The organism is Ruegeria sp. CDSC054 (assembly GCF_059610645.1).
In genome coordinates, this window is record NZ_JBXWOA010000023.1 from 1 (window position 1) to 26,312 (window position 26,312).

15 protein-coding genes and 5 pseudogenes are annotated in these 26,312 nt (G+C 54.6%); 14 read left to right on the forward strand and 6 right to left on the reverse strand.

The window, feature by feature from the left end; all coding sequences use genetic code 11:
• Positions 1-286: pseudogene (locus AC2FGC_RS23230) on the reverse strand (DDE-type integrase/transposase/recombinase); the annotation flags it as partial.
• A 597-nt stretch (positions 287-883) separates the two neighbouring features.
• On the opposite strand from AC2FGC_RS23230, the gene AC2FGC_RS23235 reads away from it, so the two are divergent.
• Positions 884-1,777: a LysR family transcriptional regulator gene (locus tag AC2FGC_RS23235; RefSeq protein WP_496727489.1), complete on the forward strand. Its 894-nt coding sequence runs from the start codon at positions 884-886 to the stop codon at positions 1,775-1,777.
• A gap of 427 nt (positions 1,778-2,204) precedes the next feature.
• On the forward strand, positions 2,205-7,547 hold the full coding sequence (locus AC2FGC_RS23240; protein WP_496783584.1) for an autotransporter domain-containing protein: 5,343 nt from the start codon (positions 2,205-2,207) through the stop codon (positions 7,545-7,547).
• Positions 7,548-7,858: 311 nt separating this feature from the next.
• Here the strand turns inward: AC2FGC_RS23240 and AC2FGC_RS23245 are convergent.
• A pseudogene (locus tag AC2FGC_RS23245) lies at positions 7,859-8,041 on the reverse strand (DDE-type integrase/transposase/recombinase); the annotation flags it as partial.
• Positions 8,042-8,104: 63 nt separating this feature from the next.
• Between AC2FGC_RS23245 and AC2FGC_RS23250 the strand changes: the two are divergent.
• The 10 genes and pseudogenes from AC2FGC_RS23250 (at position 8,105) to AC2FGC_RS23295 (ending at position 18,042) form a co-directional block, all read left to right on the forward strand.
• Positions 8,105-8,449 (forward strand): DUF4143 domain-containing protein, encoded by a 345-nt coding sequence (locus AC2FGC_RS23250; protein WP_496727487.1) that lies wholly within the window; start codon positions 8,105-8,107, stop codon positions 8,447-8,449.
• Positions 8,450-8,638: 189 nt separating this feature from the next.
• A pseudogene (locus tag AC2FGC_RS23255) lies at positions 8,639-9,660 on the forward strand (IS110 family RNA-guided transposase).
• 819 nt (positions 9,661-10,479) lie between these two features.
• Positions 10,480-12,219 carry an ABC transporter substrate-binding protein gene (locus AC2FGC_RS23260; protein ID WP_496783586.1) on the forward strand — a complete coding sequence of 580 codons (1,740 nt, stop codon included), beginning with the start codon at positions 10,480-10,482 and terminating at the stop codon, positions 12,217-12,219.
• 82 nt (positions 12,220-12,301) lie between these two features.
• Complete coding sequence (locus tag AC2FGC_RS23265) at positions 12,302-13,351, forward strand: ABC transporter ATP-binding protein (RefSeq protein WP_496741774.1); 1,050 nt, start codon at positions 12,302-12,304, stop codon at positions 13,349-13,351.
• Position 13,352: 1 nt separating this feature from the next.
• Positions 13,353-14,429, forward strand: a complete 1,077-nt coding sequence (locus tag AC2FGC_RS23270) for an ABC transporter ATP-binding protein (RefSeq protein WP_496727484.1) — start codon at positions 13,353-13,355, stop codon at positions 14,427-14,429.
• Positions 14,426-15,289, forward strand: a complete 864-nt coding sequence (locus AC2FGC_RS23275) for a carbohydrate ABC transporter permease (protein ID WP_058274620.1) — start codon at positions 14,426-14,428, stop codon at positions 15,287-15,289. Before AC2FGC_RS23270 ends, AC2FGC_RS23275 begins: the two co-directional genes overlap by 4 nt.
• Positions 15,286-16,083, forward strand: coding sequence for a carbohydrate ABC transporter permease (locus tag AC2FGC_RS23280; protein ID WP_058274621.1), 798 nt, complete (start codon positions 15,286-15,288; stop codon positions 16,081-16,083). The genes AC2FGC_RS23275 and AC2FGC_RS23280 overlap by 4 nt, the downstream gene beginning before the upstream one ends.
• Before the next feature lie 8 nt (positions 16,084-16,091).
• A complete protein-coding gene (locus AC2FGC_RS23285; protein ID WP_496727483.1) occupies positions 16,092-16,496 on the forward strand; it encodes a DUF2160 domain-containing protein in 405 nt (134 codons plus the stop codon).
• A gap of 66 nt (positions 16,497-16,562) precedes the next feature.
• A complete protein-coding gene (locus tag AC2FGC_RS23290; RefSeq protein WP_170559558.1) occupies positions 16,563-16,958 on the forward strand; it encodes a BlaI/MecI/CopY family transcriptional regulator in 396 nt (131 codons plus the stop codon).
• Positions 16,945-18,042: a M56 family metallopeptidase gene (locus AC2FGC_RS23295; protein ID WP_496770633.1), complete on the forward strand. Its 1,098-nt coding sequence runs from the start codon at positions 16,945-16,947 to the stop codon at positions 18,040-18,042. The genes AC2FGC_RS23290 and AC2FGC_RS23295 overlap by 14 nt, the downstream gene beginning before the upstream one ends.
• Before the next feature lie 698 nt (positions 18,043-18,740).
• Here AC2FGC_RS23295 and AC2FGC_RS23300 read toward each other — a convergent pair.
• Together AC2FGC_RS23300 and AC2FGC_RS23305 are read right to left on the reverse strand one after the other, a co-directional pair.
• Positions 18,741-19,412, reverse strand: coding sequence for an HAD family hydrolase (locus AC2FGC_RS23300; protein WP_496727481.1), 672 nt, complete (start codon positions 19,410-19,412; stop codon positions 18,741-18,743).
• Between the two features lie 101 nt (positions 19,413-19,513).
• On the reverse strand, positions 19,514-20,380 hold the full coding sequence (locus AC2FGC_RS23305; RefSeq protein WP_496727480.1) for an NAD(P)-dependent oxidoreductase: 867 nt from the start codon (positions 20,378-20,380) through the stop codon (positions 19,514-19,516).
• 574 nt (positions 20,381-20,954) lie between these two features.
• Between AC2FGC_RS23305 and AC2FGC_RS23310 the strand changes: the two genes are divergently transcribed.
• Complete coding sequence (locus tag AC2FGC_RS23310) at positions 20,955-24,155, forward strand: DUF8508 domain-containing protein (protein ID WP_496783588.1); 3,201 nt, start codon at positions 20,955-20,957, stop codon at positions 24,153-24,155.
• 497 nt (positions 24,156-24,652) lie between these two features.
• Here the strand turns inward: AC2FGC_RS23310 and AC2FGC_RS23315 are convergent.
• Both AC2FGC_RS23315 and AC2FGC_RS23320 read right to left on the reverse strand, forming a co-directional pair.
• A pseudogene (locus AC2FGC_RS23315) lies at positions 24,653-25,260 on the reverse strand (IS110 family RNA-guided transposase); the annotation flags it as partial.
• A gap of 146 nt (positions 25,261-25,406) precedes the next feature.
• Positions 25,407-25,883 carry a GNAT family N-acetyltransferase gene (locus AC2FGC_RS23320; protein WP_496727478.1) on the reverse strand — a complete coding sequence of 159 codons (477 nt, stop codon included), beginning with the start codon at positions 25,881-25,883 and terminating at the stop codon, positions 25,407-25,409.
• Positions 25,884-25,987: 104 nt separating this feature from the next.
• Here AC2FGC_RS23320 and AC2FGC_RS23325 point away from each other — a divergent pair.
• Positions 25,988-26,312: pseudogene (locus AC2FGC_RS23325) on the forward strand (IS6 family transposase); the annotation flags it as partial.

Genomic DNA, 26,312 nt, shown 5'->3' on the forward strand with positions numbered 1-26,312 from the left:
CGGCGATGGGACAACATGAAATCCAGGGTTTTCCGTGTTTGTCGGTCACTCGGCAAAGAAAAACCCACACGCCTTTCACTATCACATTGGTTTCATCCATGCGCCACGAACGGTCGGCGGGGCGCTTTCTATACCGTGCTGCTTCGGCAATGGGACCAGTATATCGACTGACCCAACGGTTCAGCGTAGCATGATCCAGATTAACGCCGCGTTCCGCCATGATTTCTTCCAGATCCCGGTATGACACGCCGTAGCGCAGGCAGAAGAAAACCGCGTGCAAGATCACGTCTTTCGGAAAATGCGCGCCCTAAAATGAGATCGCCACGGGTTGCTCCTGTCATGTCCCGGCACGCGTTAACAGAACTGCGTTCAATCTGACAGGTGCGGTAGAGTTTGCGACAGAACCAGACCGCATGTAAGATTACGTCCTTGGGAAGTGCACACCTTTGAATGAAACCATCTTTTCTGCACTCCCAAGTTGAAACTCGGATCGCCGGAATCAAAAAAGTTTCAATTCAAACAGAGTGCTTAAGGAACTTGCGACAGAACCCTTCCAAATCGAGAAATGACATACAGTAACGGGCATGTAGGAAGACGGCGAAGAGGATCACATCCTTCGGATACTGTGCGCCTTTGAAAGAGGCCCTGAACAGTCATTCGACATCAAAATTTTGATAGCCATTCACTCGAGGCACTTAGGAGCGCAAACAGTAAAAAGTTCGCAATAGATCCGTTCCGGAGGGCCCGGATTTGAACGGCTCGAGTGCTCCGTTGCTCACGGTTTCATCACGTTAATGTAAGTTCGGATGTCCTGGGCTTGAGGCAAATTTTGGCGTCACCTAGGACTTATTAACCAGCAGGTTTGAATCAACTTCAAGGCAAAATGGAACTGAATCAGGTCAAATACTATCTTGCGGTTTGTGAAACCTTCAATTTCACAAAGGCAGCAAAAAAATGCGACGTTTCGCAACCCTCGCTAACCCGTGGAATAAAGCGCCTTGAGGAACAGCTTGGTGGAGATCTGTTTCGGAGAGAGCGCGCACGGACACATCTGACCGAACTGGGTCAGATGATGTATCCAGTGCTCCAAAAATGCTATGAGGGTGCATTGCAAGCAATGCGACTGGCGGAAGATTTTTCTCAGGGTGATCGGGCATCTATTCGCATTGGTATGACGCGCGCCGTCGAAGCGGATAGGATCGTCGGAGCTATTCAAACCCTAGTGTCAGATATTGCGGCAGCAGAGCTGACTATCGTGCGTGACAGTCGCGACGCTGTGTTTAGTGCGCTTGAGTATGGCGACCTAGATTTTGCTGTTGCGACAGGTCGTGACGGACATTGGGAGCGTTTCGAAACACTCAGCCGGGTTGAGGAACGAATTTTCGCGTTTATGTCTGTAAAGAGCCGGTTTTCTGATTTGAACAGGTTTTCTCTCAACATGTTGGGGAACGAAGCTCTTTTGCTGGAACCTTTCAGCGACTACGACAAAAAGCTGCTGACGCGGTTCCATGAGGCGAGTGTTTCGCCGGGAAAGGTCCACACCATGACTTCGAGATGCGATACCATGAGCTTTCTCAGTGCAAACCTTGGCGTGGCTTTCTTACCCGAAGGCGCACCTTGTCCACCTGAGGTTTGCTCTATGCCCGTGGCGGATCTGGACGTCACTTGCCTTACATCCGTGCTTGCCGTGTCTGGTCGGCGGCACTCTCCGGCAGGGGCGGCTTTTGTAAAAGTTCTCAGGGAAAACGGGTCATGTCAGTCACCGCCTTCGCTATAGATTGCCATTGGCGATAGGCTATGTGTATCGAAACCATACATGTTGATTTATTGACCAAAAGTTTAAGGGTCCGATAGTCGCTCTTCGAAAGAAAGAGAATCTGGGTGTTGATTGAGAATGGTTTTGGGGCGGCATGAGTGGGGCCTTATGTCGACCTGGTTAGGCAAGGAAACTGGGATGAGTATGTAATTGGTTGGGTAACTTTTAAAGTTATCACGGTATCGAAGGCTCCGTGCAGCGCACGCACAGTTCAAGCAGCACCAATTTCTTGGGCGCTGAGGGTGAGCTGGTATCTGCAATAGATAGTCTTTCAAACACATCAAAGTAGATGACGCCAAAACCGACCTCAATCAAAGGTTGGCTTCAATTGTCATCGATCCGGTCAGGTCCTGATAAGGCTGACCAACAGCAAAAAAGTAGAGAAATAATGGTCGGTAACCGTAAGGCTCGTCGCCGTGCAATCGCACTTCGCCGAAAAATTGTCAAAATAGACAGAAAAATCATCAAATCAGCGCTGATCGGTTCAGCCGCTGGTGTTGCATCGCTGGCAATGCCTGCTGACGTTCAGGCCCAGGTTGTTCCCGGCGACCCTCAATGTACGACCAGCGGAACAACCGTAAATTGTAGCGGAGACCTAGAGGCAGGAATCTCGGTTGCAGAACCGGTTGAAACGTTGAATGTGAATAATGTTGACCCAGAGGGAATAACTCCGGCGACCGGAGTTGTCGGAATCTCTTTCGTTTCCGAAGCCGGGGATCTTACATTGAACGCGGATACGACCGGGTCGCGCGGGATCATTACATCTGGTCTTAACACCCCCGGGATAATCGTGGAACACCAAGGTCCCAACGGCAATATTAGCGTTTCCTCAACCGGCGACGTCAATGCGAACGGGGACAGTATCAGACTTAGTACAGACGCAGGCAACGTAACACTTACCTCTCGGGGTGATGTTGCATCCGTGCGAGACGAAGCGATCGACATTGACGTTGAGGATGGGAATGTAACGGTCGACTCGGTCGGGAATCTGTCAACCCAGACTGGTGCGGGTGAAGAAGCCATCAGGATTGACGTCGACGGGGACGGCGATATCACCGTCAGGTCCACAGGCAATATCGCTTCAAATCAGGATGGTATTGAGGTGGACGTCGATGGAACTGGAAACATCGTCATTGAATCAACAGGCGATGTTACGACCAATACAAATGACGGATTGGATGCCACCACCGAAGACGGCAGTATCTCCATCACTTCGACTGGGACAATACGTGCGAATGATAACGGAATCGAAGCTGACGCGGCCGGCAATATTTCGATCTCATCGACCGGAGACATCAGCGCAAGAGGAAGCGGAATTGAAACCAATGTTTCTGGCGACAGCGACGTTGATGGCAATGTGAGGATAAATACCAATGGCGACATTGATGCAATCAATCATGCTTTGAACGTCAATCTGAATGGCACGGGCGATGTTGAGATTGCAAACAATGGCAACCTGAGTTCGCGCGCCGAGACAATTTTTGTTCTGTCCAACGGTGACAATGTCACCCTTCAATCCACAGGTGATGTTACGTCAGAACGGGCCAGGGGTATTGTCGTGTTTCGCTCCGATGGTGACGGCAACATTGACATCACCCAAACCGGCAACATCGCGGCCGCAGGAACAGGCATCGATGCCCAGCTCAATCCGGGTGCCGTTGGCAATATCTTGATCACTTCGCAAGGGAATATCACAACCCAGCAAGACCTTGCGAGCGGCATTCGTGCTGTCCAAAGTGAACTCGGGGCAATCGAAATTAACTCAACCGGTAACTTGTCGACGGCCGGCTCAGAGGCACATGCGATCCGTGCAGAGAATTTGGGAGATGCCGACGGAGATATCAGCATCTCCTCGACCGGCAATATCAACACGACTGGCGACGCCTCCGCTGGTATTTTCGCGAATTCTGAGACCGCCACGTCGCGCAACAATGTGCAGATCACATCTGCAGGGAACATTACCACACAGGGCACGGACTCCGACGGGATCCTCGTTAACGAAGACGGAAGCGGCACTGTTGCCGTAACTTCGACCGGGGATATCACCACCCGCAGCGAAGGCGCAGATGCGATCGAAGTCAGAGCCAACGGTGAAGGCAACGTAACGATCGCCTCGGAAGGGAATATCGATGCGTACGCGAATGGCGTTCTCATTGGCGCCGACGCCAGCGATGTGTCTGTAACATCACAGGGCGATATTGCGTCCCAGAACGGCCACGCGATTGAAATTGATGTTGAGGATGGGAATGTAACGGTCGCCTCGGTCGGAAATCTCTCAACCCAGACCGGTGCGGGTGAAGAAGCCATCGGAATTGACGTCGATGGGGATGGCGATATCACAGTAAGATCCACCGGCAATATCACTTCAAATCAGGATGGGATTGAGGTGGACATCGATGGTGCAGGAGACATCACGATTGAATCAACGGGCGATGTTACGACCAACAGGAATGACGGATTGGATGGCACCACCGAAGACGGCAGCATCTCCATCACTTCAACCGGACAGATACGCGCAAGCGGCGGAGGAATTGAAGCTGCCGCAACTGACAATATCACAATCACATCGACCGGAAACGTCACCGCTGGAGATAACGGGATCGACGCTGAAACAACCGGTGATATTACAATCTCATCGAACGGAACAATCACTGCCGAAGGGGACGGAATCAGTGCGCTCGTTCCCGACGAAGGCGAGGGCGACGGCAACGTCACGATAACAAACACCGGTGATATCTCCGCAAGAAGTAATGCCGTGTTCGTCGACTTGCATTCAACGGGAGACATTGAGATTGTCAGTACTGGCGACCTGACTTCCCGTCAGGAAGCAATTTCTGTTTTGACCGACGGTGACAGTGTTACCATCCAATCCAATGGCGATATTACATCGGAGTCAAACAGCGGCATTTCTGTTACTCGCTACGATGGCAACGGCGACATCAACATTACTCAAACCGGCAACATCGTGGCTGCGAACCAAGGCATAGAGGCCCAAATGTTGCGGAACGTTGATGGTAACATTTTGGTCACGTCACAAGGAAACATCACAACCCGGAATAACTCTGGTGTTGGTATTCTTGCGACCCGCTCCGGAAACGGAGAAATCGAAATTACCTCGACCGGAACCATTTCGACATCGGGGGCAGACGCGAACGGAATTCGTGCCCAACAGCAGGGAGGCTCGGGCGACATTGCGATCCGTGCGTTGGGTGAAATCAGAACCTCGGGCAACAATGGCGACGGGATCATGGCCGAGCGCACGCAAGGTGTCGGGGACATTTCTGTCGATGTGGCTGCAAATATCGAAACGCAGGGCGATGCGGCGAGGGGAATCGACATCAATTCGTTTAGCCCCGATGCCGACAATAATGTCGGACTCATTGCAACCGGGAACATCACGACGGCCGGTGCCAACGCGTTAGGAATTCTCGTCCGTAAATCGGGCACTGGGAACGTTGAGATCGATACCAGCGGGAATATCACAACAAGAGGTGAATCTTCTTCCGGCGTCACGGTTTTGAACGTTGAGGGGGGCGATACGGTCATTACTTCGAACAGCGTTATCGCCACACAGGCAGAGGCATCCACTGGTATTGTCGGGATTGGTTTGAACGGCGATGGGGAAGTGAAAATCCAGTCTAATGGTGCGATCACTACTGCAGGAAGGTCTGCGAATGGGATCGGAGCGGGCAAGGAAGCTGGTGTCGGGAATGTTGCTGTTAACAATACGGGCAGGATTGAAACCGCTGGGGTCGACGCCAACGGGATTGTTGCGGAAATCCGTGGCATCGAAATTGAAAGTGACACCGCCGTAACTGTTGAAATCGAGTCCACCGGCGAAATCTTGACCCGCGGCGACCAATCAAACGGGATTGAAGTTCAAAACCCTGGCCGGGGGAACACTGCGATCCGAGTCGGCGACAACATTTCGGCAGAGGGCGCACGCGCCAGCGGTATCCGTGTCACAGGCTCAGCTATGAATACGTCCACTGTCTCCATCAATGGTGCAACTGTCCAAGGTGGCTCAGGTGATGGTTCGGCCATACGTTTTGACTCGGCTGCGGGTGCAACGAATGTTCTGAATACGGCGGGTGAGGTTGTCCTGTCGTCGCTGGGTGGATCTGCTGTGATCGGAGGCGCTGGTAACACTACGATCAACAATTTCGGAACACTGACCGCAACAGCCAACGGTGCTATTATGCTGGGCGAAGGTACAAATGCTTTCAACAACCAGGCTGGCAGTACTTTCAACACTGGTGGCGTTGTCAATCTGGGTGCAGGAAACACTTTGACCAATGACGGGGTGCTGTCTCCGGGTGGGCGGGGAACGATCGCAACCACGAGTGTGACAGGCCGACTGGTGCAGGGGGAAAGTGGCCGCTTCGCCGTCGATCTCGACCTGGATAGCGGCGCGGCGGACCGCTTGAACGTTTCAGAAACCGCAGCCTTGAACGGTACCGTCGACGTCAACGTATTGAACGGGTCGGCCCGGTCCCAGCAATTCACAATTTTGACTGCGGAAGGTGGCACGGCGAACGAAGGTGTGACTCTGAATGGTTTCTCCATCAGCCCAATCCTGCAGGCTGAACTGCGGTTTCCCAATGCAAATGACGTGGTCCTGGCGACCAACGTAAACTTCGCCGCTCCTGGCGCTGGGCTGAACGCCAATCAGCGCAACACCGCCAATGCAATTGATGCGGCCTTTGAAGACGGGGATGAGAACATTGCCCCGGTAACCAACGCCCTGCTTAACGAAGTGTCTAACGCCGATGAATTGAAAGAAGCGTATGACCAACTTGGCGCGGCGGGACTTCTCAGCAGTGAAAGCGCGGCATTGGTCAACGCTCAGAACTTCACCAATCAGCTGTTTTCGTGCCAAGTGACCGGCGTAGAATACGCCGCCATCTCGGAAGGCAGCTGTTTCTGGGCACGGCCTCAGACCCGGCATTTCGATCAGGATGGAACGTCGGATTCTGTCGGTTACGACAGCCGGTCCTACGGGATCAGCGTCGGTGGTCAGCTTGAGTTCCGGCCCGATTGGTTTGCCGGGTTTGCACTGGCGTACGAATCTGGCGATATCTCCTCAACGTCCGGCGTCGATAGTGATTTTGACTCGTATTCGGTCGGCCTGAGCCTGAAGCGCACGTTCGGGCGGTTTGCCTTGTCCGGGGCAATCGCTGGCGGTGTGGGCGATTTCGACACGACGCGTTCCGTCACGTTCGGCGGCCTCAACGCATCGAACACATCGAACTACGACGTCGATTATCTGTCGGCACAGGTACGAGCGGCATATCTGATTGAACGCAGCTCGGGTTATCTCAAGCCTATGCTGGATTTGAACCTGACGCGCGTTAAGCGTGACGGATTCACGGAATCCGGGACGTCAGCAACGGGCCTGTCCTTGGACGCCAACAGCGAGACCTATTTCTCGGTCAGCCCGTCACTGGAGTTCGGTCAGGACCGGCAGATCCGCGAAAATCTGGCGTTGCGTGCATACGGAAAAATCGGGGCGACGTATTTCAACAATACGGATACAACCGTGACGGCTCGTCTTGGCGATGGACCTGATTTCACCAACTCGACAGATGCCGACAACTTGTTTGCCGATGTCGAAGCGGGCGTGACGTTCTTTACCCAAGGCGAAAAATCCATTCAGCTTGGATATCGGGGCCGGTTCTCGGACAATACACGCATCAACAGCGCCTTTATCAAGGGCAGCATCAAATTTTAATCGAATGAGATGGTTGATCTGAACCAACCGCGACAAGGGGAAGAAGCCTTCTCCTTGTCGCAACGGGATGTATCGCCAAATTTGGCGCCCGATTAGAAAGTGTTGTGGACAGTGCGGAATTGCTCGGATGTGCGGATCGCACCGTTGCAAAAAATCGCCGCTATCCTGTGGATATACGAGAATTAAAGGCACAAAATCGGACCAAATGTCCGGCAATGTTTCTGCGTCCAGTAATTAAGGGCACAGTGACATCGATCGGTTTTGTCGCCAAGATTTGAGCCCGTTGAGTTGTTTGAGCAATCGCTTGTGAGTCAGGTGGCGAGCTCAGCGAACTGCTGAAATGGACAAAGTTCGGGCGTAAGTTGGCCCTTTCGGATCATGTGCGACACTTCGATTCCGCCGAGCGTTGCGGCCGCTGAAGCGAACGACTTGAACCCGCACATGTGGCATATGCGACGCTTGATGAACCTGTAATCCTGCTCGATCAGGTTGTTATCCGGTATGAATGATCGCGACGCTTCAATCGGAGGTTTTGAAGGCCTCGATTTGGGTTAGGGTTGATCCACCGGGATCCGGTTGTCAGAGGCAGTTGGGAAGGCTTCTGTATCGAGAGCCTGATCGCCGCTGCGGCACGCGGAACTGAAGCAAGCTTCTATCGCTCTTCCGCAGGCGCTGAGGTTGATTTGATGTTGAAGCTTCCCCGAGGCGCCCTCTGGGCCATAGAGATCAAACGGCCGACATCTGCCAGGGTGACGCGCGGATTTCACATCGCGACAGAAGATTTGGACGTCTCAGAACGCATACTTGTCTATGCGGACGGGAAGGAAGTGCCGGGGCCGGGGGGAGTACGGGCAATGCCCCTCAAAAGTGCTATGGAACGGCTGGCGTCCGCAAAGGCTTAATAGCGACCGGGCCGGAAGTAGCGGGTTCGGAATTGAACGTTGTAGCCCACCTCTGGCCGAACCTTGTTGCAATTGAAAATACTGCCACGAGCGGCCCAAATCTGATGGGGTGGATGGCTTCTGCTCCAACCGGCGTCGCAATGCGCCATAATGGGGGTGTCAAGATCTGCTTATGAGAGGAGCCACCCCATGCAAGTCGCCACAATTGGCGTTGATCTGGCCAAGAACGTTTCCAAGTCCACGGGATCACCGCGACCGAAGAAGTCGTGTTCACCAAGCCATTGCGACGAGCGCAATTTCTGTCGTTCTTTGCAAAACCGGGCCCCTGCTTAATCGGCATGGAGTCGTGCAGTAGTGCGCATCATTGGGCCCGCGAACTTACTGCAATGGGTTACGAGGTTCGACTGATCCCGCCGATGTATGTAAAGCCATACGTCAAACGTGGAAAGTCGGATGCCATCGATGCCGAGGCCATCTGCGAGGCTGTGACCCGACCGACCATGCGCTTTGTGGCCACCAAAACGGTCGAACAACAATCTCTGCTGTCACTCCATCGTGCCCGCGATCTTCTGGTGCGCCAGAGAACGCAACTCATCAACAATCTGCGTGGCTTGGTTGCTGAGTTTGGCATCTTCATTCCAAGAGGTCTCGTCCGGGTGATCAGCTTTTCTGAGGATATCACACTTGGTGAGGTTCTCGATTTGCCCGACATCGCCAATGAAGTGATCCACAATCTGTGCGAACAACTCATGGCTTTGCATAAAAGGGTCCGCTGGTACGAAGGACGCCTGAAGCAAGTGGCCAAAGAAGATGAACGGGTGCGCTTGTTGCGCACAATCCCGGGCATCGGTGCGGTAACGGCCTCTGCGATTATCGCCAGCATCGGCGATGGGCATCAGTTCCGAAACGGCAGGGAATTTGCTGCCTGGTTGGGTTTGACCCCCGCAAACAAATCCAGCGGCGGCAAGGAGAAGCTGGGGCGGATCACCAAGGTGGGCGATCAGTATCTGCGATCTTTGCTTGTCGTCGGCATGACATCATTAGTCCGACAGACACGGTCACACCCTGAACGCGCCAGCAAGTGGCTGACATCACAACTCGAACGCATACCTGCGCTGGTCGCAACTGTCGCAATGGCTAATAAGACTGCCCGGATCGTCCGGGCAGTGCTCACCCGCAACGAACTTTACAGCCCACGCGCTGTAGCCTGAGACGAAAGGAACATCGAGTTAGCAAGACCCGCGAGATGATGGTGCATAAGTCTGCCGCCAAAGCCAAGAAACTCCGCCGAATGGCGCGAGCATAATAGTCCGTAAAGCTGATAGGAACTTGGTTTGCGGAACCCATCAGGGCTAGCGGTCAAAACCGCGCAAACAGGCAGGACACATGACTGCTTCTGACAAATGCACAAATCAGATCAAAAAGGATTTGCTATGCAGGAGCCATCCACACAAGATATTCGCTTCGCTCTCTTGTTTCATATGTGTGTCATGTGAAAGCCGACATTCGATGCGACCAATAAGTTTGTCACAGTGTACCTCCTGATCCGAGTTTTGACCCAAAGTAATGGTAAACGCTGTAAGAAACGAAGTTGACTTTCATCTAGAATTTCAAGGATGGGTGTAACAAAACCAAAACTATATTGATTTAGCCTCCAATTGTCGGCCGTAATATATGACAACGCGAAAAGACCGATGTGGTAGGTAGGTTGTTAGAACATCTGGTGATTTGTTCCACCGGGACTCAACAAGTCTTCTAAATTAGAAGCGGCTGTCAGCGTCACAGGAAGGAATCAGGCTCTGACGCGCATGAACACTAGCAATACGAGTGTCCTGCACGCATCCTCAGGCCTAAGATGAAATACCGTCCACTTGTAGTTCATGAATTGCAGAAAAAGTTAAAAAATTCAATTGCTTCCAGGGGCCTCATTTAATTACTAAAAATTTAGTTTGACAGGTGCGCAAAAAATCGCTGATGCTGTCTGCTATCCGGTTTGCGCCGGAAAACCATAATTTTTTGGGAGGAAAGAGATGCGGAGACATCTACTTTCCGCAGTGGCGGCTGCTGCCGTCATTGCGGGGCACGGTCCCGTTTGGGCCGACGAAGCCGCAGCACAACGTTGGATCGACGACGAATTCCAGCCATCGACCTTGTCGAAAGACGAACAGATGTCGGAAATGCAGTGGTTCATTGAAGCTGCACAGCCTTATGCTGGCATGGAAATCAACGTCCTGTCCGAAGGCATCCCGACACATTCCTACGAATCCGAGGTTCTGACCAAGGCGTTCGAGGAAATCACCGGTATCAAGGTCAATCACCAGATCCTCGGTGAGGGCGAAGTGGTTCAGGCTGTTCAGACTCAGCTTCAGACAGGTCGGAACCTGTATGATGGCTATGTCAATGACAGCGACCTGATCGGCACGCACTCGCGTCTTCAACTGGCCTATCCGCTGACCGACATGATGGGCGGTGATTGGGCGGCGTCGACTTCGCCGACGCTGGATCTGGATGACTTTATGGGCATTCAGTTCACCACCGGTCCGGACGGCAAGCTGTATCAGCTGCCCGACCAGCAGTTCGCCAACCTCTACTGGTTCCGCAAGGACTGGTTCGATGATGAGGCCAACAAAGCCGCCTTCAAGGAAAAGTACGGCTATGATCTGGGTGTTCCAGTCAACTGGTCTGCTTACGAAGACATCGCCGATTTCTTCACCAACGACGTGAAAGAAGTCGACGGCACCACGATCTATGGCCACATGGATTACGGCAAGCGCGCGCCTGACCTGGGCTGGCGTATGACCGACGCCTGGCTGTCGATGGCTGGTGCTGGCGATGTGGGCGAACCCAATGGTATCCCGGTCGACGAATGGGGCATCCGTATGGAAGCTGGCACCTGTAACCCGGTCGGTGCTTCGGTATCGCGCGGCGGTGCTGCTAACGGCCCGGCTGCGGTCTATGCGATCCGTAAGTGGGACGAATGGCTGCGGAACTACGCTCCTCCGGGTGCGGCGTCTTATGACTTTTACCAGTCGCTGCCAGCGCTTAGCCAGGGCAACGTGGCCCAGCAGATCTTCTGGTACACCGCCTTTACCGCCGACATGGTCAAGCCGAAGTCCGAAGGCAACAACACCGTTGATGACGAAGGCACACCGTTGTGGCGGATGGCGCCCAGCCCGCATGGCCCCTATTGGGAAGAAGGCCAGAAGGTTGGATATCAGGACGTGGGTTCCTGGACGTTCCTGAAATCGACCCCAGCGGATCGTGCTCAGGCAGCTTGGCTCTACGCTCAGTTCGTGACGTCCAAGACGGTCGATGTGAAGAAGTCACACGTGGGTCTGACCTTCATCCGCGACAGCTCGGTCAACCACGAGAGCTTCACCGAACGCGCACCCAAACTGGGTGGTCTGGTCGAATTCTATCGCTCGCCTGACCGTGTGGCATGGTCGCCGACCGGCATCAACGTGCCGGATTATCCGAAGCTGGCCCAGATCTGGTGGCAGCAGATCGGTGACGTGAACTCGGGCGCATTCACCCCGCAAGAGGCGATGGACCGTCTGGCTGAAGAGATGGACATCACCATGGCTCGGATGCAGGCCGCAGATGAAAGCGCCGGTGTTTACGGTGGCTGTGGTCCCCGCTTGAACGAGCCGCAGGATGCGTCGTTCTGGTTGGAAAAAGCAGGCTCGCCCAAAGCCAAGCTCGAGAACGAAAAGCCGCAGGGTCAGACCGTCAACTATGACGAACTGGTTCAACGCTGGCAGTCTCAATAAGCCATTGAAACCCGGGGATGCCGCTTTAGGCATCCCCACCTCAAGACCAGTGCGACGCACTGAAGAACCGGAATCCACGGACATGATCGAACTACAAGATGCCACCAAACGCGTTGGCAACGTTATCCATATCAAGCCCACGACCCTGACGCTGCAAACCGGCCATTTCAATGTGCTGCTGGGCGCGACGGGATCGGGCAAAACCTCTCTGATCAAGATGATGGCCGGGCTAGACCCGATCGCCTCGGGCAAGGTGCTGATGGACGGGCAGGACGTCACAAGGCTGAACACGCAAAAGCGGCAGATCAGCCTCGTGCACCAGTTCTTCGTGAACTACCCGCATATGACTGTCTTTGACAACATTGCCTCGCCTTTGCGTGTGGCAGGGATGGCGAAATCCGAGATTGAAGGACGCGTGGAAGAGGCCGCCGACTTGCTGCAGCTGCGCCCGATGTTGCATCGCCGACCGCATGAGCTGTCAGGCGGCCAACAACAACGTACCGCGTTGGCCCGAGCCATCGCAAAAGAAAGCCGAGCCGTGTTCCTCGATGAACCGTTGGCCAACCTGGATTACAAACTGCGCGAAGAACTGCGTGAACAGCTACCCGACCTGTTTGCCGGTCGTGGGGCGGTGGTGGTTTACGCCACCTCGGAACCCGAAGAGGCGCTGCTTTTGGGTGGATATACCGCCCTTATGGAAGACGGTCGGGTTACGCAATTCGGCCCGACGGCTGATATCTATCGCAACCCCGAGAATATTGCTGCTGCGCGCGTGTTCTCAGATCCGCCGATCAATGTGGCTCGCGTCACCGTGTCCGGCGCACAAGCGCGATTGGCGGGTGGAGGTGGCTGGCAGGTCGCGGATATGACCGATGGCGAGTACATGGTCGCAGTGCGGCCGCACCGAGTGACACCAATCCGCACCTCGGATGCCGATGTGGAGCTGACCGGTCGGGTGATTGTAACCGAATTGTCAGGGTCGGATTCCAGCGCTCATTTCCAGCATGGGGACGATGCGTGGGTCTCTTTGGCAGCTGGTGTACACCCATATCAGGTGGGCGAAGACCACCGTTTTTTCATGAACCCGGCCCATTGCCGGTATTTCGGCCAAGACGGCAAAAGGGTAGCCTGACATGGCACAGATCAAGCTTTCAAACCTAAAACACAGCTACATGCCGACGCCGGCAGGTCCGGAAGACTATGCACTGAAGGAAATCGACGTGACATGGCGTGATGGTGGGGCATATGCCCTGTTGGGGCCATCAGGGTGCGGGAAGTCCACGTTGTTGAACATCATCTCGGGCTTGTTGATGCCGTCCGAGGGCCAGATCCTTTTCGATGATCGCAACGTGACGGCTCTGCCGCCTGACCAGCGTAATATCGCGCAAGTATTCCAGTTCCCGGTAATCTACGACACGATGACAGTAGGCGAGAACCTGGCGTTTCCGCTGAAAAACCGAGGTGTTGATGCGGCGACGATCAAACGTCGCGTCGATGAGATTGCCGAGATGCTGGACGTCACGGATATGCTGAATACCCGTGCCTCGGGTCTGAGCCCGGATAACAAGCAGAAGATCTCGATGGGGCGCGGTCTGGTCCGTGATGACGTGAACGCGGTGATGTTCGATGAGCCGCTGACTGTGATCGATCCCCATCTGAAATGGAAGCTGCGGTCCAAGCTGAAAGAGCTGCACCAGCGTGTGCAGGCCACGATGATCTACGTGACCCACGACCAGACCGAAGCTTTGACCTTCGCGGACGAGGTGGTTGTGATGCAGGAAGGCGAGGTGGTGCAGATCGGAACGCCGGTTGAACTGTTCGAGCGCCCCCAACACACATTTGTCGGCCACTTCATCGGATCACCCGGCATGAATGTTCTACCGTGTGAGGCCAAGGGCGACCGCGCGGTGTTCGAAGGCCACGAGGTGATGCTGGAGGGTCCGACCCACGGCGAGGGGGGCCGCACCGATTTGGGTATCCGCCCAGAATATGTTGGCTTCGGCGACACCGGCATTCCGGCGCATGTGACCAAGGTTTCGGATATCGGCCGCCACTACGTGGTCAGCGCAATGGTCGGCAATACCGCCCTGAAGGCCGTGACCGAAAACAGCGTGCCTGAGCCGGGCTCGCAGGTTTTCCTGCAATTCAAATCAGAACAATCGCGCGTCTATCGCGACGGCTGGATCGCAAGCGAGGAGCGGGCACAATGAGAACGGAAAACCAAAAGGCATGGTTCTTTGTCTTGCCGGTGCTGGCACTCGTCGCGTTCAACGCGCTGGTGCCGATGATGACGGTGGTAAACTACTCAGTGCAAGAGACCTTCGGCAACAACCAATTCTTCTGGGAGGGTCTGGGCTGGTTCGAACAGATCCTGCGCTCGGATCGCTTCCAGGCCGCGCTGGGACGGCAGTTCCTGTTCACCTTCCTGATCCTGCTGATTGAGGTGCCGCTTGGCATTATTGTGGCCCTGTCGATGCCGCGCAAAGGGTTCTGGGTTCCTGTTTGTCTGGTTCTCATGGCTCTGCCGATGCTGATCCCGTGGAATGTAGTCGGGTCGATGTGGAATATCTTTACCCTGCCCAAGATCGGCTTGCTGGGCTATTTCCTAAATGACGTTTTGGGCATCAACTATGACATGACGCAGCAGCCGCTGTCGGCGTGGATCACGGTCGTCATCATGGATGTCTGGCACTGGACTTCATTGGTCGTACTACTCTGCTATGCTGGCCTCGTGTCGATCCCGGACGCCTATTATCAGGCCGCCAAGATTGACGGCGCCAGCCCGTGGTCGGTGTTCCGCTATATTCAGCTGCCCAAGATGAAAACAGTCCTGACCATCGCAGTACTGCTGCGGTTCATGGACAGTTTCAACATCTATACCGAGCCCTTCGTTCTGACCGGCGGCGGCCCCGGCAATTCAACCACCTTGCTGTCGATCGACCTTGTGAAGATCGCTCTGGGACAGTTCGACCTTGGTCCTGCAGCCGCGATGAGCCTGATCTACTTCGCCATCACGCTGCTGGTGTCTTGGGTCTTCTACACTCTGATGACAAAGGATGACGCGCAATGAAGAAGCGGTCCCTTATCCCAATCCTCTATATCGCGTTTCTGATGCTGCCGATCTATTGGCTGGTGGCGATGTCCTTCAAGACCACGAACGAGATTCTGTCGGGCTTTTCCCTGTTCCCGCAGACCTTCACGCTGGAGAATTACATCACCATCTTCACAGATCCGACGTGGTATTGGGGCTACATAAATTCGATTGCCTACGTGACAATCAACACGGTGCTTTCCGTTTGTGTGGCCTTGCCCGCCGCTTATGCGTTCTCGCGCTATCGGTTCCTTGGTGACAAGCAGCTGTTCTTTTGGCTGCTGACCAACCGTATGGCTCCGGCTGCGGTGTTTGCGCTGCCTTTCTTCCAGCTGTACTCGTCTATCGGATTGTTCGACACATATCTGGCCGTGGCACTTGCCCATACACTGTTCAACGTGCCGTTGGCTGTTTGGATCCTAGAAGGTTTCATGCGCGGCATTCCCAAAGAACTGGATGAGACCGCATATGTGGATGGCTATTCGTTCCCACGTTTCTTCGTGACGATTTTCCTGCCGAACATCAAAGCGGGTGTCGGTGTCGCGGCCTTCTTCTGTTTCATGTTTTCGTGGGTCGAGATGCTGTTGGCTAAGACCCTGACTGCGGTGGAGGCTAAACCCATCGCGGCCGTCATGACGCGTACTGCCTCCAGCGCCGGGTACGAGCTGGGCCTGCTGGCCGCTGCCGGAACCCTGACTATCATCCCCGGAGCCATCGTCATTTGGTTTGTCCGCAACTACATCGCGCGCGGTTTCGCGATGGGTCGTGTGTGAGGTTCGATATGCGTAAACTTCTTCTCATCCTCCCCTTCCTACCTACGACAACCTTGGCTCAGGCTCAGACCGGATGGGGCAACGTTGGCCAACAAGAGGAAAAGGGATTTTCCTGGACCAACCCTTTGTGGCCCGATTTTTGGATGGCCTGGACGCCTGCGACACTTGCAGTTTTCGTTGGGATATTCTCAGCCATCGCGCTGATTGGCGTTCTCGAAGGCTTCAAATATCGCGACGGGATTGAGCGGCGCGGCGTATTGGGTCTGACCACCACGCTCGGCGATCGTCTCTTCATCACGCTTCTCGGGGCTGCCTACATCTTTCTGGCCTGGCTCGGATTGGTTGGGCAACCGGTTTGGACGCCGCTGTTTTTGTCCATCGGTTGGGGCATCTTCGTCTTCTGGAAAGTTTAAGCTTTGCGAAACTGCGAAAGGATGCTTGTCTGTCAGGCATACTAAAAAATGGCGACACCGAGACTGATGCGAAAGAAAAAAACAACAAACTTACTGACTGAAGTAGAGCTGGAGTTCATGAACGAGCTCTGGGCGCTGGGTCAGGGCTCGGTCCGTGACGTTCTTGATCGTTTGCCGCCGGATCGAAATCTGGCCTACACATCCGGCGCAACAATTTTGCGCATCCTCGATGAAAAGGGATTTGTAGAAAGCGAGAAAAACGGCAAGTCGCTGACGTATCGGCCACTTCTGGAAAAAGACAGGTATCAGTCGCGTTCGCTGCAAAATCTTTCCCGAACGTTGTTCGACGACACCCCCGCAACGTTGGTTGCAAGGCTGGTCGACGATGCGGGGCTGACAGAAGATGATCTGGAGGAAATTCGAGCACTGGTAGAGAGGAGACTGCAAAATGACGGCGGTTAAACCGGTTCTCGACGCGTTTCTCGAGTTCAATATTGTGCTTGGATTGTCAGCGTTAATTTGGCTGGCTGCCCGCGCGGCGTTGGGTCGTACATCGATGCGATATGGCTTTGTTGCGCAACTCCGTTCCCTCAAGACGCTATGCATTTGTGTTGTACTGAGCCCGTTTTTGGCACTGGGTGTTTCGACAATTGCCGGTCTGGTTTGGCCGGGACGTGCAGTGGCATTGGGTGACATTGCTGTTGCCGCCTACTTGCGCGGCGACATCGCTATGCCAGCAGCGCAATTCGAAGCGCTGCTGAATAGCCGCGAGCGATGGATTGATCACGTATTGTCCGGCAACAATGCCTTTGTAACCTACGCTTCGATCGCGCTGGCGCTGATTTCGGCAATGTTGGCGATCAGGGTAATGCGCGATGCTTGGGCTATTCGTAAGGCTGTAAAATCCAGCTTCCTTTGGCGCCGCTCATCGAATGTAGATATTCGCCTGTCCGACCGTGTAACCGTGCCCTTTGCCGTGCGGGGTTTGCGTCGCCGGCATGTCGTTTTGCCCAGCCATCTGTTGAACGCGCCAGCCGAACTCCGGTTCGCGCTGGCTCATGAGTTCCAGCATATCCGTGCTAGGGATGTGGAGTGGGAATTGGGCTTCGAACTCCTGCGACCAGTATTGTTCTGGAACCCGGCTTATCTTGTATTGAAGCATCAGTTTGACCGACTTCGGGAACTGGCCTGTGATCAATCTGTTGTGTCGCGCAAAGGGATCAACGCAAAAGACTATACCGCTTGCCTGTTGGACTATTGTGCGCGGTCAGTCGCATTGAGTAACCCACGCGTTCTTCACGTGGCTTTGGTGAACGGCACCAAGGCAAAGCATGTATTGCGGCAACGCGTAGTCGCGCTGACTGAGGCGCCAATCACGACGACACACTTACCAGCAGCGTTTCTCGGGATGACATTAACCTTGGCTACAGTCCTTGCCATTGGTTCTGCATCAATCCGTCAAACTCAGGATTGGAGCCATGATCGGTTAATGCTTTCCACAGTTGTAAATCTGGAGCGTCTGGAAGCTAGAAATCAAGGAAATTGACCGCTGATGTAAAGTTCCGGTTTGAACCACTTCGACGGCGTCAGAATGACATACGCGAATATTGGATTCTGGCGTTTTGTAACGCTTCCGTTCAGCCGTTTTCACCAGCTTCTGTCAGTTTCGCGTAAGTGCGATCTATGACCCGCCGGACTTCGGGGACGCTCGGTGCCAGGTAAAGATAGTGTGTGAGAGGACAATACACAGTTTTGCCGCACTGACTCAAACACCCCGTTTGATCTAGTGGCAGTTCCAAGGGGCGGGTCAACGCGTTACTTGTTTGCGGATTAAACCCCCGCTTTAACTGACTGTTCTGTCGCCTTCTCCATCCCAAGAATACTTCGTTTACGATTGGGAGAAGATGTTAGAACGGACTGATACGCCTCCGCCGCTCCTTCCGCGTCACCGGTTGCCATCGACAAATCGCCCAATAGCTCACGCGCAGGCAAAACGTGGCCCGGTGTTACAGGAGCTTTGGTGCAGATCGCGGCGATGGTGTCAGTGCGAGCCCAACCCGGTCATCGCAGTTTTGTGCTGCGTGAGCACATAGCAAAAAAACTGCTGCGCAAGCATTGGTCAGCTTGCCGCTACTCAGCGAGAAGAACGGTCAATCGTGCTCAGCGCAGCGATCAAGACGACTCAAATTCACAGGTAGGCGGGACAATCTGCGCTTTCGCTGCATTTGCGCGATGGTCAGCTTTCTATTCCGGAACTGCCATCAGACCAACCGCGTGGGCCCCGGCGATGATGTTGCTGGCGATGTGATGCCCGAGTGCACGTAGTTCGGCGTCGGGGGCGACGATATCGGGGACTTGCACCGTAATGAGGCCTGCCGCGTGGGCCGCGCGGACGCCGTTGGGCGAATCCTCGAACGCAACACAGTTTGACGGATCCTGACCCAGGCGTGCTGTGGCATGTAGGTAGATATCTGGCGCAGGCTTGCTGGCAGCGACCTGATCGCCGCCTACTACGTCGCGAAAAAGCGCGCTGAGACCCGCTCGCTCGAGATGCAGATGCGCCTTTTCTGTCTGGGTGCTGGTGGCGATGATGTAAGGTATATCCCGCTCGCGTAGGTGTTCTGCCATCGCGCGCGCACCCGGTTTGACAGGGATGCAATCCGCCAGCCGTTGCGCGATTTCGGCGTCCCAGACGGCATCAAATTCTTCCAGCGTGACGCGCCCAGCTAGCCCTTCGGTTAAAAGTCGGCGTCCCAGCGCACGGTTTGTGCCGACTAGCCGACGGAACAGGTCGTCGTCACGCGGCAATCCGAGAGCGTCAAGCGTTGTACGGAAGCCCTCGAAGTATACACGCTCGGTGTCGAGCAACAGGCCATCCATATCGAATACGACGGCATGGGGAGTGGGAAGAGGCATAAGGGGTGGCCGTGCTGAGGTTTGAGTGTGCGTAGATTGAATGAACGTTTTCTGGCGAATTGGAAAGGCCGCAAAGCAGGACGCAGCGGACAATTGGCGCTTCAATTTTTTCGAAGCGCTTTGATGATTGCTGCAGTTTCCTGTTTTCCAAAGCCAGCGTCCTGCGCACGTTTGACCCAATTGCGCATTACAGTTGGTAGTTCAGTGTTGATACCCATAGAAACAGCGTGATTGTACAAACCGGTGACCGCCTCTCCTGCCACATCAACTGATGCGCCGCCGCCAGAAATCTCGTCGAAGGAACCTGCATGGATTGCTTCGGTAAGTGGGATAGCCCTGTCACCTGCGGGAAGGATGGACGTGAACTCAGACACAGGCAATCCCTCTGCTTCGCAGACGAGCGATCCATGAATACTCCCAAAAATTATTCCAAGGAGTCGCGAAAGAAACGCAAGCTCCAATGTCGCTGCCGAGCGGACGTTGGAACCCAAGTAGCGTAAATCGCCGGCGAGTACGTCCAGGTTTGCCTTGCTATCTGAAAATGCGATTTCGTCTCCGGCGACCGCTATCCGGCCGGTTGACGTTCCGATATCGCCTGGCCAACACATTATCGTGCCGTCAAGGTAACCTGCGCCCCAATTGTTAAATTGCTTTCTACTGTCCTCTGATTCTTGCGGCGACGAAGTGCCAAGCTGAATAATGTTTCTACCGGCGGCCGCCTTTGAGACTGGAGGAGTATCAAAAAGAGCGTTTGTGGTTGAGTAGTTGAGAAGGCAGATCAATGTCCTGGGGCTTGCCGAAATGGCCTCATCCAAATCATCAGCCACCCGCGCACCACGATCCACCAAGGAGGTCGTTTTGTCCTGCGTGCGGTTCCAGACGGTGACGTTACGCCCGGAGTCCAAGAGCGCGGTTGCCAGAGCAGTTCCCATTGCGCCCAGTCCAACAACTGTAATGTCGCTCGTCATCCCCAATTCCCCCATTGTGCCCCGCTTACCAACCGCAAGCCTGTAAACGATATCACGGATGACAGGGGAGAGCCGGGGAATCTAATATTTCGCTTTGAGCTCAAAACGGATGAGGTGGGTGGCTCCTGCTCCACCGGCATCGAATGTGCCAAAGTGCAGTTGTCATCGACTGCTAGGAAAGGAGCCATCCACCTCATCCGGTTCGGGCCGTGCGCAACAGTTCGAACAAGTCAGTTACACGAGGGCTTGGTCCATCCTTCTGCCGTCACATCCAGACTAAAATTTCGTCGGTAGCGAAGGTTTCCCGCCAGTTACGTCGAAAAAGTCACATGACGATACCGGCCGACATCCCAAGAAAATACGGAGACCCTGGGCTCGGATCGAAGAGCGTTGGACTGCAGAACACAGATCGAAATACCTTGCCGTGATTTCAGACGGCAAAGCTCCGCCGTATTGGGCCGACTACGTACATGCATGTAACTAACATCTCCAGGTTGAGCTACCGTGAGTTGTGCTGAGGCGAGTCGGATACCGACGCGCTGTTCTTTCACTAGATCAAAAAAGCGAGGCTCATATGGTTACTACATTGGCTGCGGGTGACATTGCGTTTACCGGGTTCAATTCAGACAATCCCGACGAGTTCACATTTGTTGCTTTGACCGACATCGAAGCCGGAACCGAGATTAAATTCACTGATAACGGTTGGTTCGCAGCCGGCGGGTTTCGCAGCAGTGAGGGTATATTCGTCTGGACGGCACCTGCGAACATCGCTGCGGGTACAGTGATAAACCCCGCATTTACCGGGCCAAACTTTTCGGCCAGCGGCGATCAGATCCACGCGTATCAGGGTGACGACGACACGCCCAGTTTTGTCGCATCGGTTCATTTCAATGGGGACGGATATGAGCCTGACGCAACATCGTCGAATACGTCTGCACTGCCCTCGGGGTTGACCGTCGGCACCAGCGCAATTGCCCTCACCGAAACCGACAACGGTGTTTATAACGGCCCGCTTTCCGGTACAAAGGCCGAATTACAGGCCGCCATCAACGACCCGGCCAACTGGACAACCAGCAATACCAGGATTGAAGATGTTGAACCTGCGGGGTTCACCGTCACGGATGCCGCGCCCTCGCCATCGGTCATCATAAATGATTTGGACCTGACGACCGATGAAGGGGGAATGGCAGATACATATGAAGTCACGTTGTCAGTCGCGCCCGAACAGCCGGTCACGATCACCATAGCCGCAGGGGCTGATCTTGAAGTCGTGCCAACTGAACTGGTGTTTGACGCAACCAACTTTGACCAGCCTCAACAAGTCGCCGTCACCGCCGTTGACGACGATTTGCCCGAAGCGGCCGAGGTCGTGGACATTCAGCACACGGTAACCTCGGACGATCCCGCATTCGACGGTATTCTGGCCCCTGTTGTCGAGGTGTCCATCTCGGCAAGCGACATTGAAATCGTGTCGATCTATGAAATCCAGGGCGCGGGCCACGTGTCTGAATTTGTTCTTGCAGATGGACAAACGGTTGCGGATTTCTTCGCGAACCTGCCCGCCGGACCGTCGAGTGTTCTGGGCGACATGGTTTCAACCAGCGGCATCGTCACCGCGGTGGATTCCAACGGGTTCTATCTGCAGGACCCTGATGGCGATGGCAACGATGCGACCTCGGATGCGATTTTTGTGTTCACTGGATCGAACCCGACCGTCACCGTGGGCGATGCCATTTCTGTGGGTGGGACGGTTGCCGAGTTTTTTCCCGGCGGCACCAGCAGCCGCAACCTGCCGACCACACAACTGACCGATGTTTTCGACCTTGAGGTGCAGTCATCGGGCAATGAGTTGCCTGAGGCGGTTCTGATTGGCAATGATCCGGGTGAGCGGTCTGTTCCAAATCAAAGCATCGACGATGATGCGTTTGCCTCATTCGATCCAACCCAGGACGGTATCGATTTCTTCGAAAGCCTGGAAGGGATGCGCGTGACCGCCACCGATCTGCAAGCCGTCAGCGGAACCAGCCGGTTCGGTGAAATCTTTGCGGTTGCCGATCAGGGCAGTGGCGCAACTGGTCTTTCAGAGCGCGGAACGCTCAATATCTCGCCAGACGACTTCAATCCTGAGAAAATCCAGATCGACGAAGACAGTGGGATTTTCGATTTCGACTTTCCCACAGTGAATGTCGGCGATCACCTTGGCGACGTCACGGGTGTGGTGGGCTATAGTTTCGGAAATTACGAAATCCTGCCGACCGAGGATTTTACACCGAATATCCAGTCAGCCGGGTTGGAACAGGAAACGACCACACTCGCCAGTTCAAACAATGAGCTGACGATTGCCACATACAATGTTCTTAACCTCGACCCTAATGATGGCGACGGCGATCAAGATGTTGCCGACGGTCGATTTGCCGCCATTGCCGAGCAGATCACCAATAACCTCAACAGCCCGGACATCATTGGTCTGCAAGAGGTGCAGGACAATTCGGGATCGGAAAATGACGGAACCATCTCAGCGTCGGAAACCCTGGCGGAACTGGCCGCGGCTATCCTGGCGGCGGGTGGTCCGGCTTATGAGGTGATCGACAACACCTTTATCGGGGACGGAACATCCGGGGGTCAGCCCGGCGGCAACATCCGCACCGCCTTTCTCTACAATCCGGATCGTGTCTCGTTAGTGGAAGGATCCGTGCAGACTATCGGCGGCCAAGGTGAAGGCGAGGCCTTTGAGGGCGCACGTTTGCCGTTGGTCGCTGATTTTGTCTTCAACGGTGAAACCGTCACGGTGGTCAACAATCACTTTTCATCCAAAGGTGGTTCCGCGCCTATTCTGGGAACCGAACAGGACTTTGCGGCCCGTCAGGAAGACGTTGATGTGAACGGCAGTCTGGATGAGCGCCAGGCCCAGAGCCAGGCCGTTCAGGATTTCGTCAACGGGCTGGGTGATGGCGCCAATGCTGTTGTGTTGGGTGACTTCAACGAGTTTGAATTTGTCTCACCCGTAGCTGACCTTGAGGCCAATACCGACCTCGTCAACCTGACAAACGATATTCCGGAAGACGAACGTTATAGCTTTGAGTTTCAGGGCAACAGCCAGTCGTTGGACCATATTCTCGTGTCCGAGGATCTGCATTCCGGGGCATTGGTTGATATCGTCCACGTCAATTCGGAGTTCGCCGCAACCAGCGGGCGCGCCTCGGATCACGATCCCATGGTGGCAAGCCTGTTCATTCCAGAAACCCAGAGTTTGGCCGTTGAGTTCGAAGCGGGCCGCTGGTTCAAAACCAAGGCCTTTGAAAGCATCGATGGCGAAGTTGTGGATGTCGACCGGCTTGGCCCGGTGCGCAACAGTCTCACGTTTTCGGATGTGGGTATCAAAGTGGATGCGATCGATCCAACCAATTTCGAGCTGGTTGCGATCAAACATGGGGCGATTGGCGTGTTCTCATTCGACGACTCGTTGTTTAGCCGCGATGCCGCATCGGTTGACGGTGACGAAAGCCTCAGAATTGCGCTGGAAGACACGGACCTGGAAGCGGTGGAGTTCATCTTTAGCTTTGGCGACAGTCACGGCAGCGGTGAAGTCGAGGTTGCCTTCTACGATGACGGTGTTCTTGTCGGCACCATGGTGGCGGATGCTGACGATGGCGATTTCTCAGGATCGCTTGGGCGTACGACCTTTGACGCAGTTGAGCTGTCAGCGTTAGATGACACCATGTTTACTGTCGACGAATTTGCGTTCGAAGTGATCGATCAGAACCTGATTGCCTAAAGCAATGCCACACGGGGTCACCCTAGTACTACCGTGTGGCAAACCGCATGCAAATAATACCGCATCACGAACACTCGAAACCTCGAACAGAATGGATTAGCCAGCTTGAGCCATTGAATTTGATGCGCTGCGAAAAGAACTTTGCATCCCTATCGTGCAAGTTTGATCTGATCTGACGTCCAGAAAAATATACATCCGCAACTTTGTTATTGCTGCCAGCCACTAGTGCCTCGCACGGCATTGTCCAAAAGGGGTTCAGAGCCGTACAATGCCGCGATCCGCGCCGACGACGAGGACCTTAGTTGGTGAATGTCTATTCCATCAAAGAGTTAAGCTGCAACGACGCGCGAAGCGTCAGTTTGGCTGCAGGTGAAATCCGCATACTGCGAATGTCTTGTGTGGATGGCGCCCGCATAGCAAAGGGTTAAATGTGGTTTTGCGTGTCTTTTCAGAAGCGGTCTTATGTCCGGCCTGTTTATGCGGTTTTGACCGCTGACCTTGATGCGCATCGTGATCTTGTACCAGCCAAGACGATTGTGCAGGTCGATCAACTGCCGGCTGAGGACCCGAAGAAATTCTTGAGCCAACTCAGGCAGTTCGGCATGGCCTCCTTTGACGATCCATTTCGCAAAATCGATGGCGCGGGCGACTCCGCGCGCAATGGTGATGCCGAACTCAGTTGCAAGGCTGCGCAGCATGTTGATCAGTTGAGTGCGCTGACGAACGACGAAGTCGCGCGCCTGATGCAACGATAGAAGTGCTTGTTGCTCTTCGGATTTGATTTCGACAAACCGCATGGTCGGTTGCGTCACCGCCTCGCAGATCGCTTCTGCATCCAAAGCATCGGATTGGCTGCTATATATAGGGTTTGACGTACGTCGGCGGCATCAGCCGGACTGTATGACCTAGTTTCGAAAGTCGATACGCCCAGTAGTGGCTGGACGAACAAGCCTCGATTCCGACCAAACATGGCGCAAGAAGCTGGAAAAACACTAGGACCTGAGGTCAGCGTAAAGGCCGGTTACACATCTTGCCTGTCATCTGTGACGCCGTGCACATGAAAGATGTTCTTGGTCAAATCCAGGCCAGCGGCGATATCCTGCATGGGGGTGGCTCCTCTCAACCGCAGATCATGACACCTGAACTATGGCGCATTGCGACGCCGGGAGCGGGGGGCCATCCACCCCATCTGCAATGCGGGTTGCGATCGCTGAAACCTGATTGCAAATCGAAGGTCGGCGATGGGCCGGCTCAAGGGGCACTGGTTACAAGGCGATACTTTCGGAACATCGATCCATCGTATGTCATCTCGCCCTCAAACCTTGCGCCCATGCGCTTCAATGCCCCCAATTTTGTGCGACTAGGAGGAAGCAGGAGCGTCACGCATGGGATACGATCTTCGCCGTGCGCAAACTCCAGCGCTTGAGCGGTTATCCTCATCCCCAACCCGAAGGCCGAGGGTTTCAGCACGAGACCGTAGTCCCAGTCAGGACCTTCACGCTTAAAGCCGCCCCATCCCACATACGCGCCGTCCGCCAGAATTGCCCAATGGCCCAACCCGTCCTGCGCCCACTTGGCTTCTCTCATTGCCACGAAGTCAGCTGTGCGCCGCTCATCCCAGTTGCCTTGGAGCAAAGGCATGTGCAGAGCCAGAGCTGGATCGGACATATGCTCCGCAATATCCTCGACCGCAATCTCGGGTAGGCGCGTGAAGGTGATTTTTGTCATGTGCTCGTTTGCGACACGCCGTAGGTTCTGTCGCAAACTCTACCGCACCTGTCAGATTGAACGCAGTTCTGTTAACGCGTGCTGTGACATGACAGGAGCAACCCGTGGCGATCTCATTTAAGGGCGCGCATTTTCCGAAAGACGTGATCTTGCACGCGGTTTTCTTCCGCCTGCGCTACGGCGTGTCATACCGGGATCTGGAAGAAATCATGGCGGAACGCGGCGTTGATCTGGATCATGCTACGCTGAACCGTTGGGTCAGCCGATATACTGGTCTCATTGCCGAATCAGCACGGTATAGAAAGCGTCCCGCCGACCGTTCTTGGCGCATGGATGAAACCAATGTGAAAGTGAAAGGCGTGTGGGTTTATCTTTGCCGAGTGATCGACAAACACGGAAAACCCTGGATTTCATGTTGTCCCATCGCCA

Coding starts and splice junctions, on each gene's coding strand:
- AC2FGC_RS23235 (WP_496727489.1), top strand. CDS start 884: ATGGAACTGAATCAGGTCAAATACTATCTTGCGGTTTGTGAAACCTTC.
- AC2FGC_RS23240 (WP_496783584.1), top strand. CDS start 2,205: ATGGTCGGTAACCGTAAGGCTCGTCGCCGTGCAATCGCACTTCGCCGA.
- AC2FGC_RS23260 (WP_496783586.1), top strand. CDS start 10,480: ATGCGGAGACATCTACTTTCCGCAGTGGCGGCTGCTGCCGTCATTGCG.
- AC2FGC_RS23265 (WP_496741774.1), top strand. CDS start 12,302: ATGATCGAACTACAAGATGCCACCAAACGCGTTGGCAACGTTATCCAT.
- AC2FGC_RS23270 (WP_496727484.1), top strand. CDS start 13,353: ATGGCACAGATCAAGCTTTCAAACCTAAAACACAGCTACATGCCGACG.
- AC2FGC_RS23275 (WP_058274620.1), top strand. CDS start 14,426: ATGAGAACGGAAAACCAAAAGGCATGGTTCTTTGTCTTGCCGGTGCTG.
- AC2FGC_RS23280 (WP_058274621.1), top strand. CDS start 15,286: ATGAAGAAGCGGTCCCTTATCCCAATCCTCTATATCGCGTTTCTGATG.
- AC2FGC_RS23285 (WP_496727483.1), top strand. CDS start 16,092: ATGCGTAAACTTCTTCTCATCCTCCCCTTCCTACCTACGACAACCTTG.
- AC2FGC_RS23290 (WP_170559558.1), top strand. CDS start 16,563: ATGCGAAAGAAAAAAACAACAAACTTACTGACTGAAGTAGAGCTGGAG.
- AC2FGC_RS23295 (WP_496770633.1), top strand. CDS start 16,945: ATGACGGCGGTTAAACCGGTTCTCGACGCGTTTCTCGAGTTCAATATT.
- AC2FGC_RS23300 (WP_496727481.1), bottom strand. CDS start 19,412: ATGCCTCTTCCCACTCCCCATGCCGTCGTATTCGATATGGATGGCCTG.
- AC2FGC_RS23305 (WP_496727480.1), bottom strand. CDS start 20,380: ATGACGAGCGACATTACAGTTGTTGGACTGGGCGCAATGGGAACTGCT.
- AC2FGC_RS23310 (WP_496783588.1), top strand. CDS start 20,955: ATGGTTACTACATTGGCTGCGGGTGACATTGCGTTTACCGGGTTCAAT.
- AC2FGC_RS23320 (WP_496727478.1), bottom strand. CDS start 25,883: ATGACAAAAATCACCTTCACGCGCCTACCCGAGATTGCGGTCGAGGAT.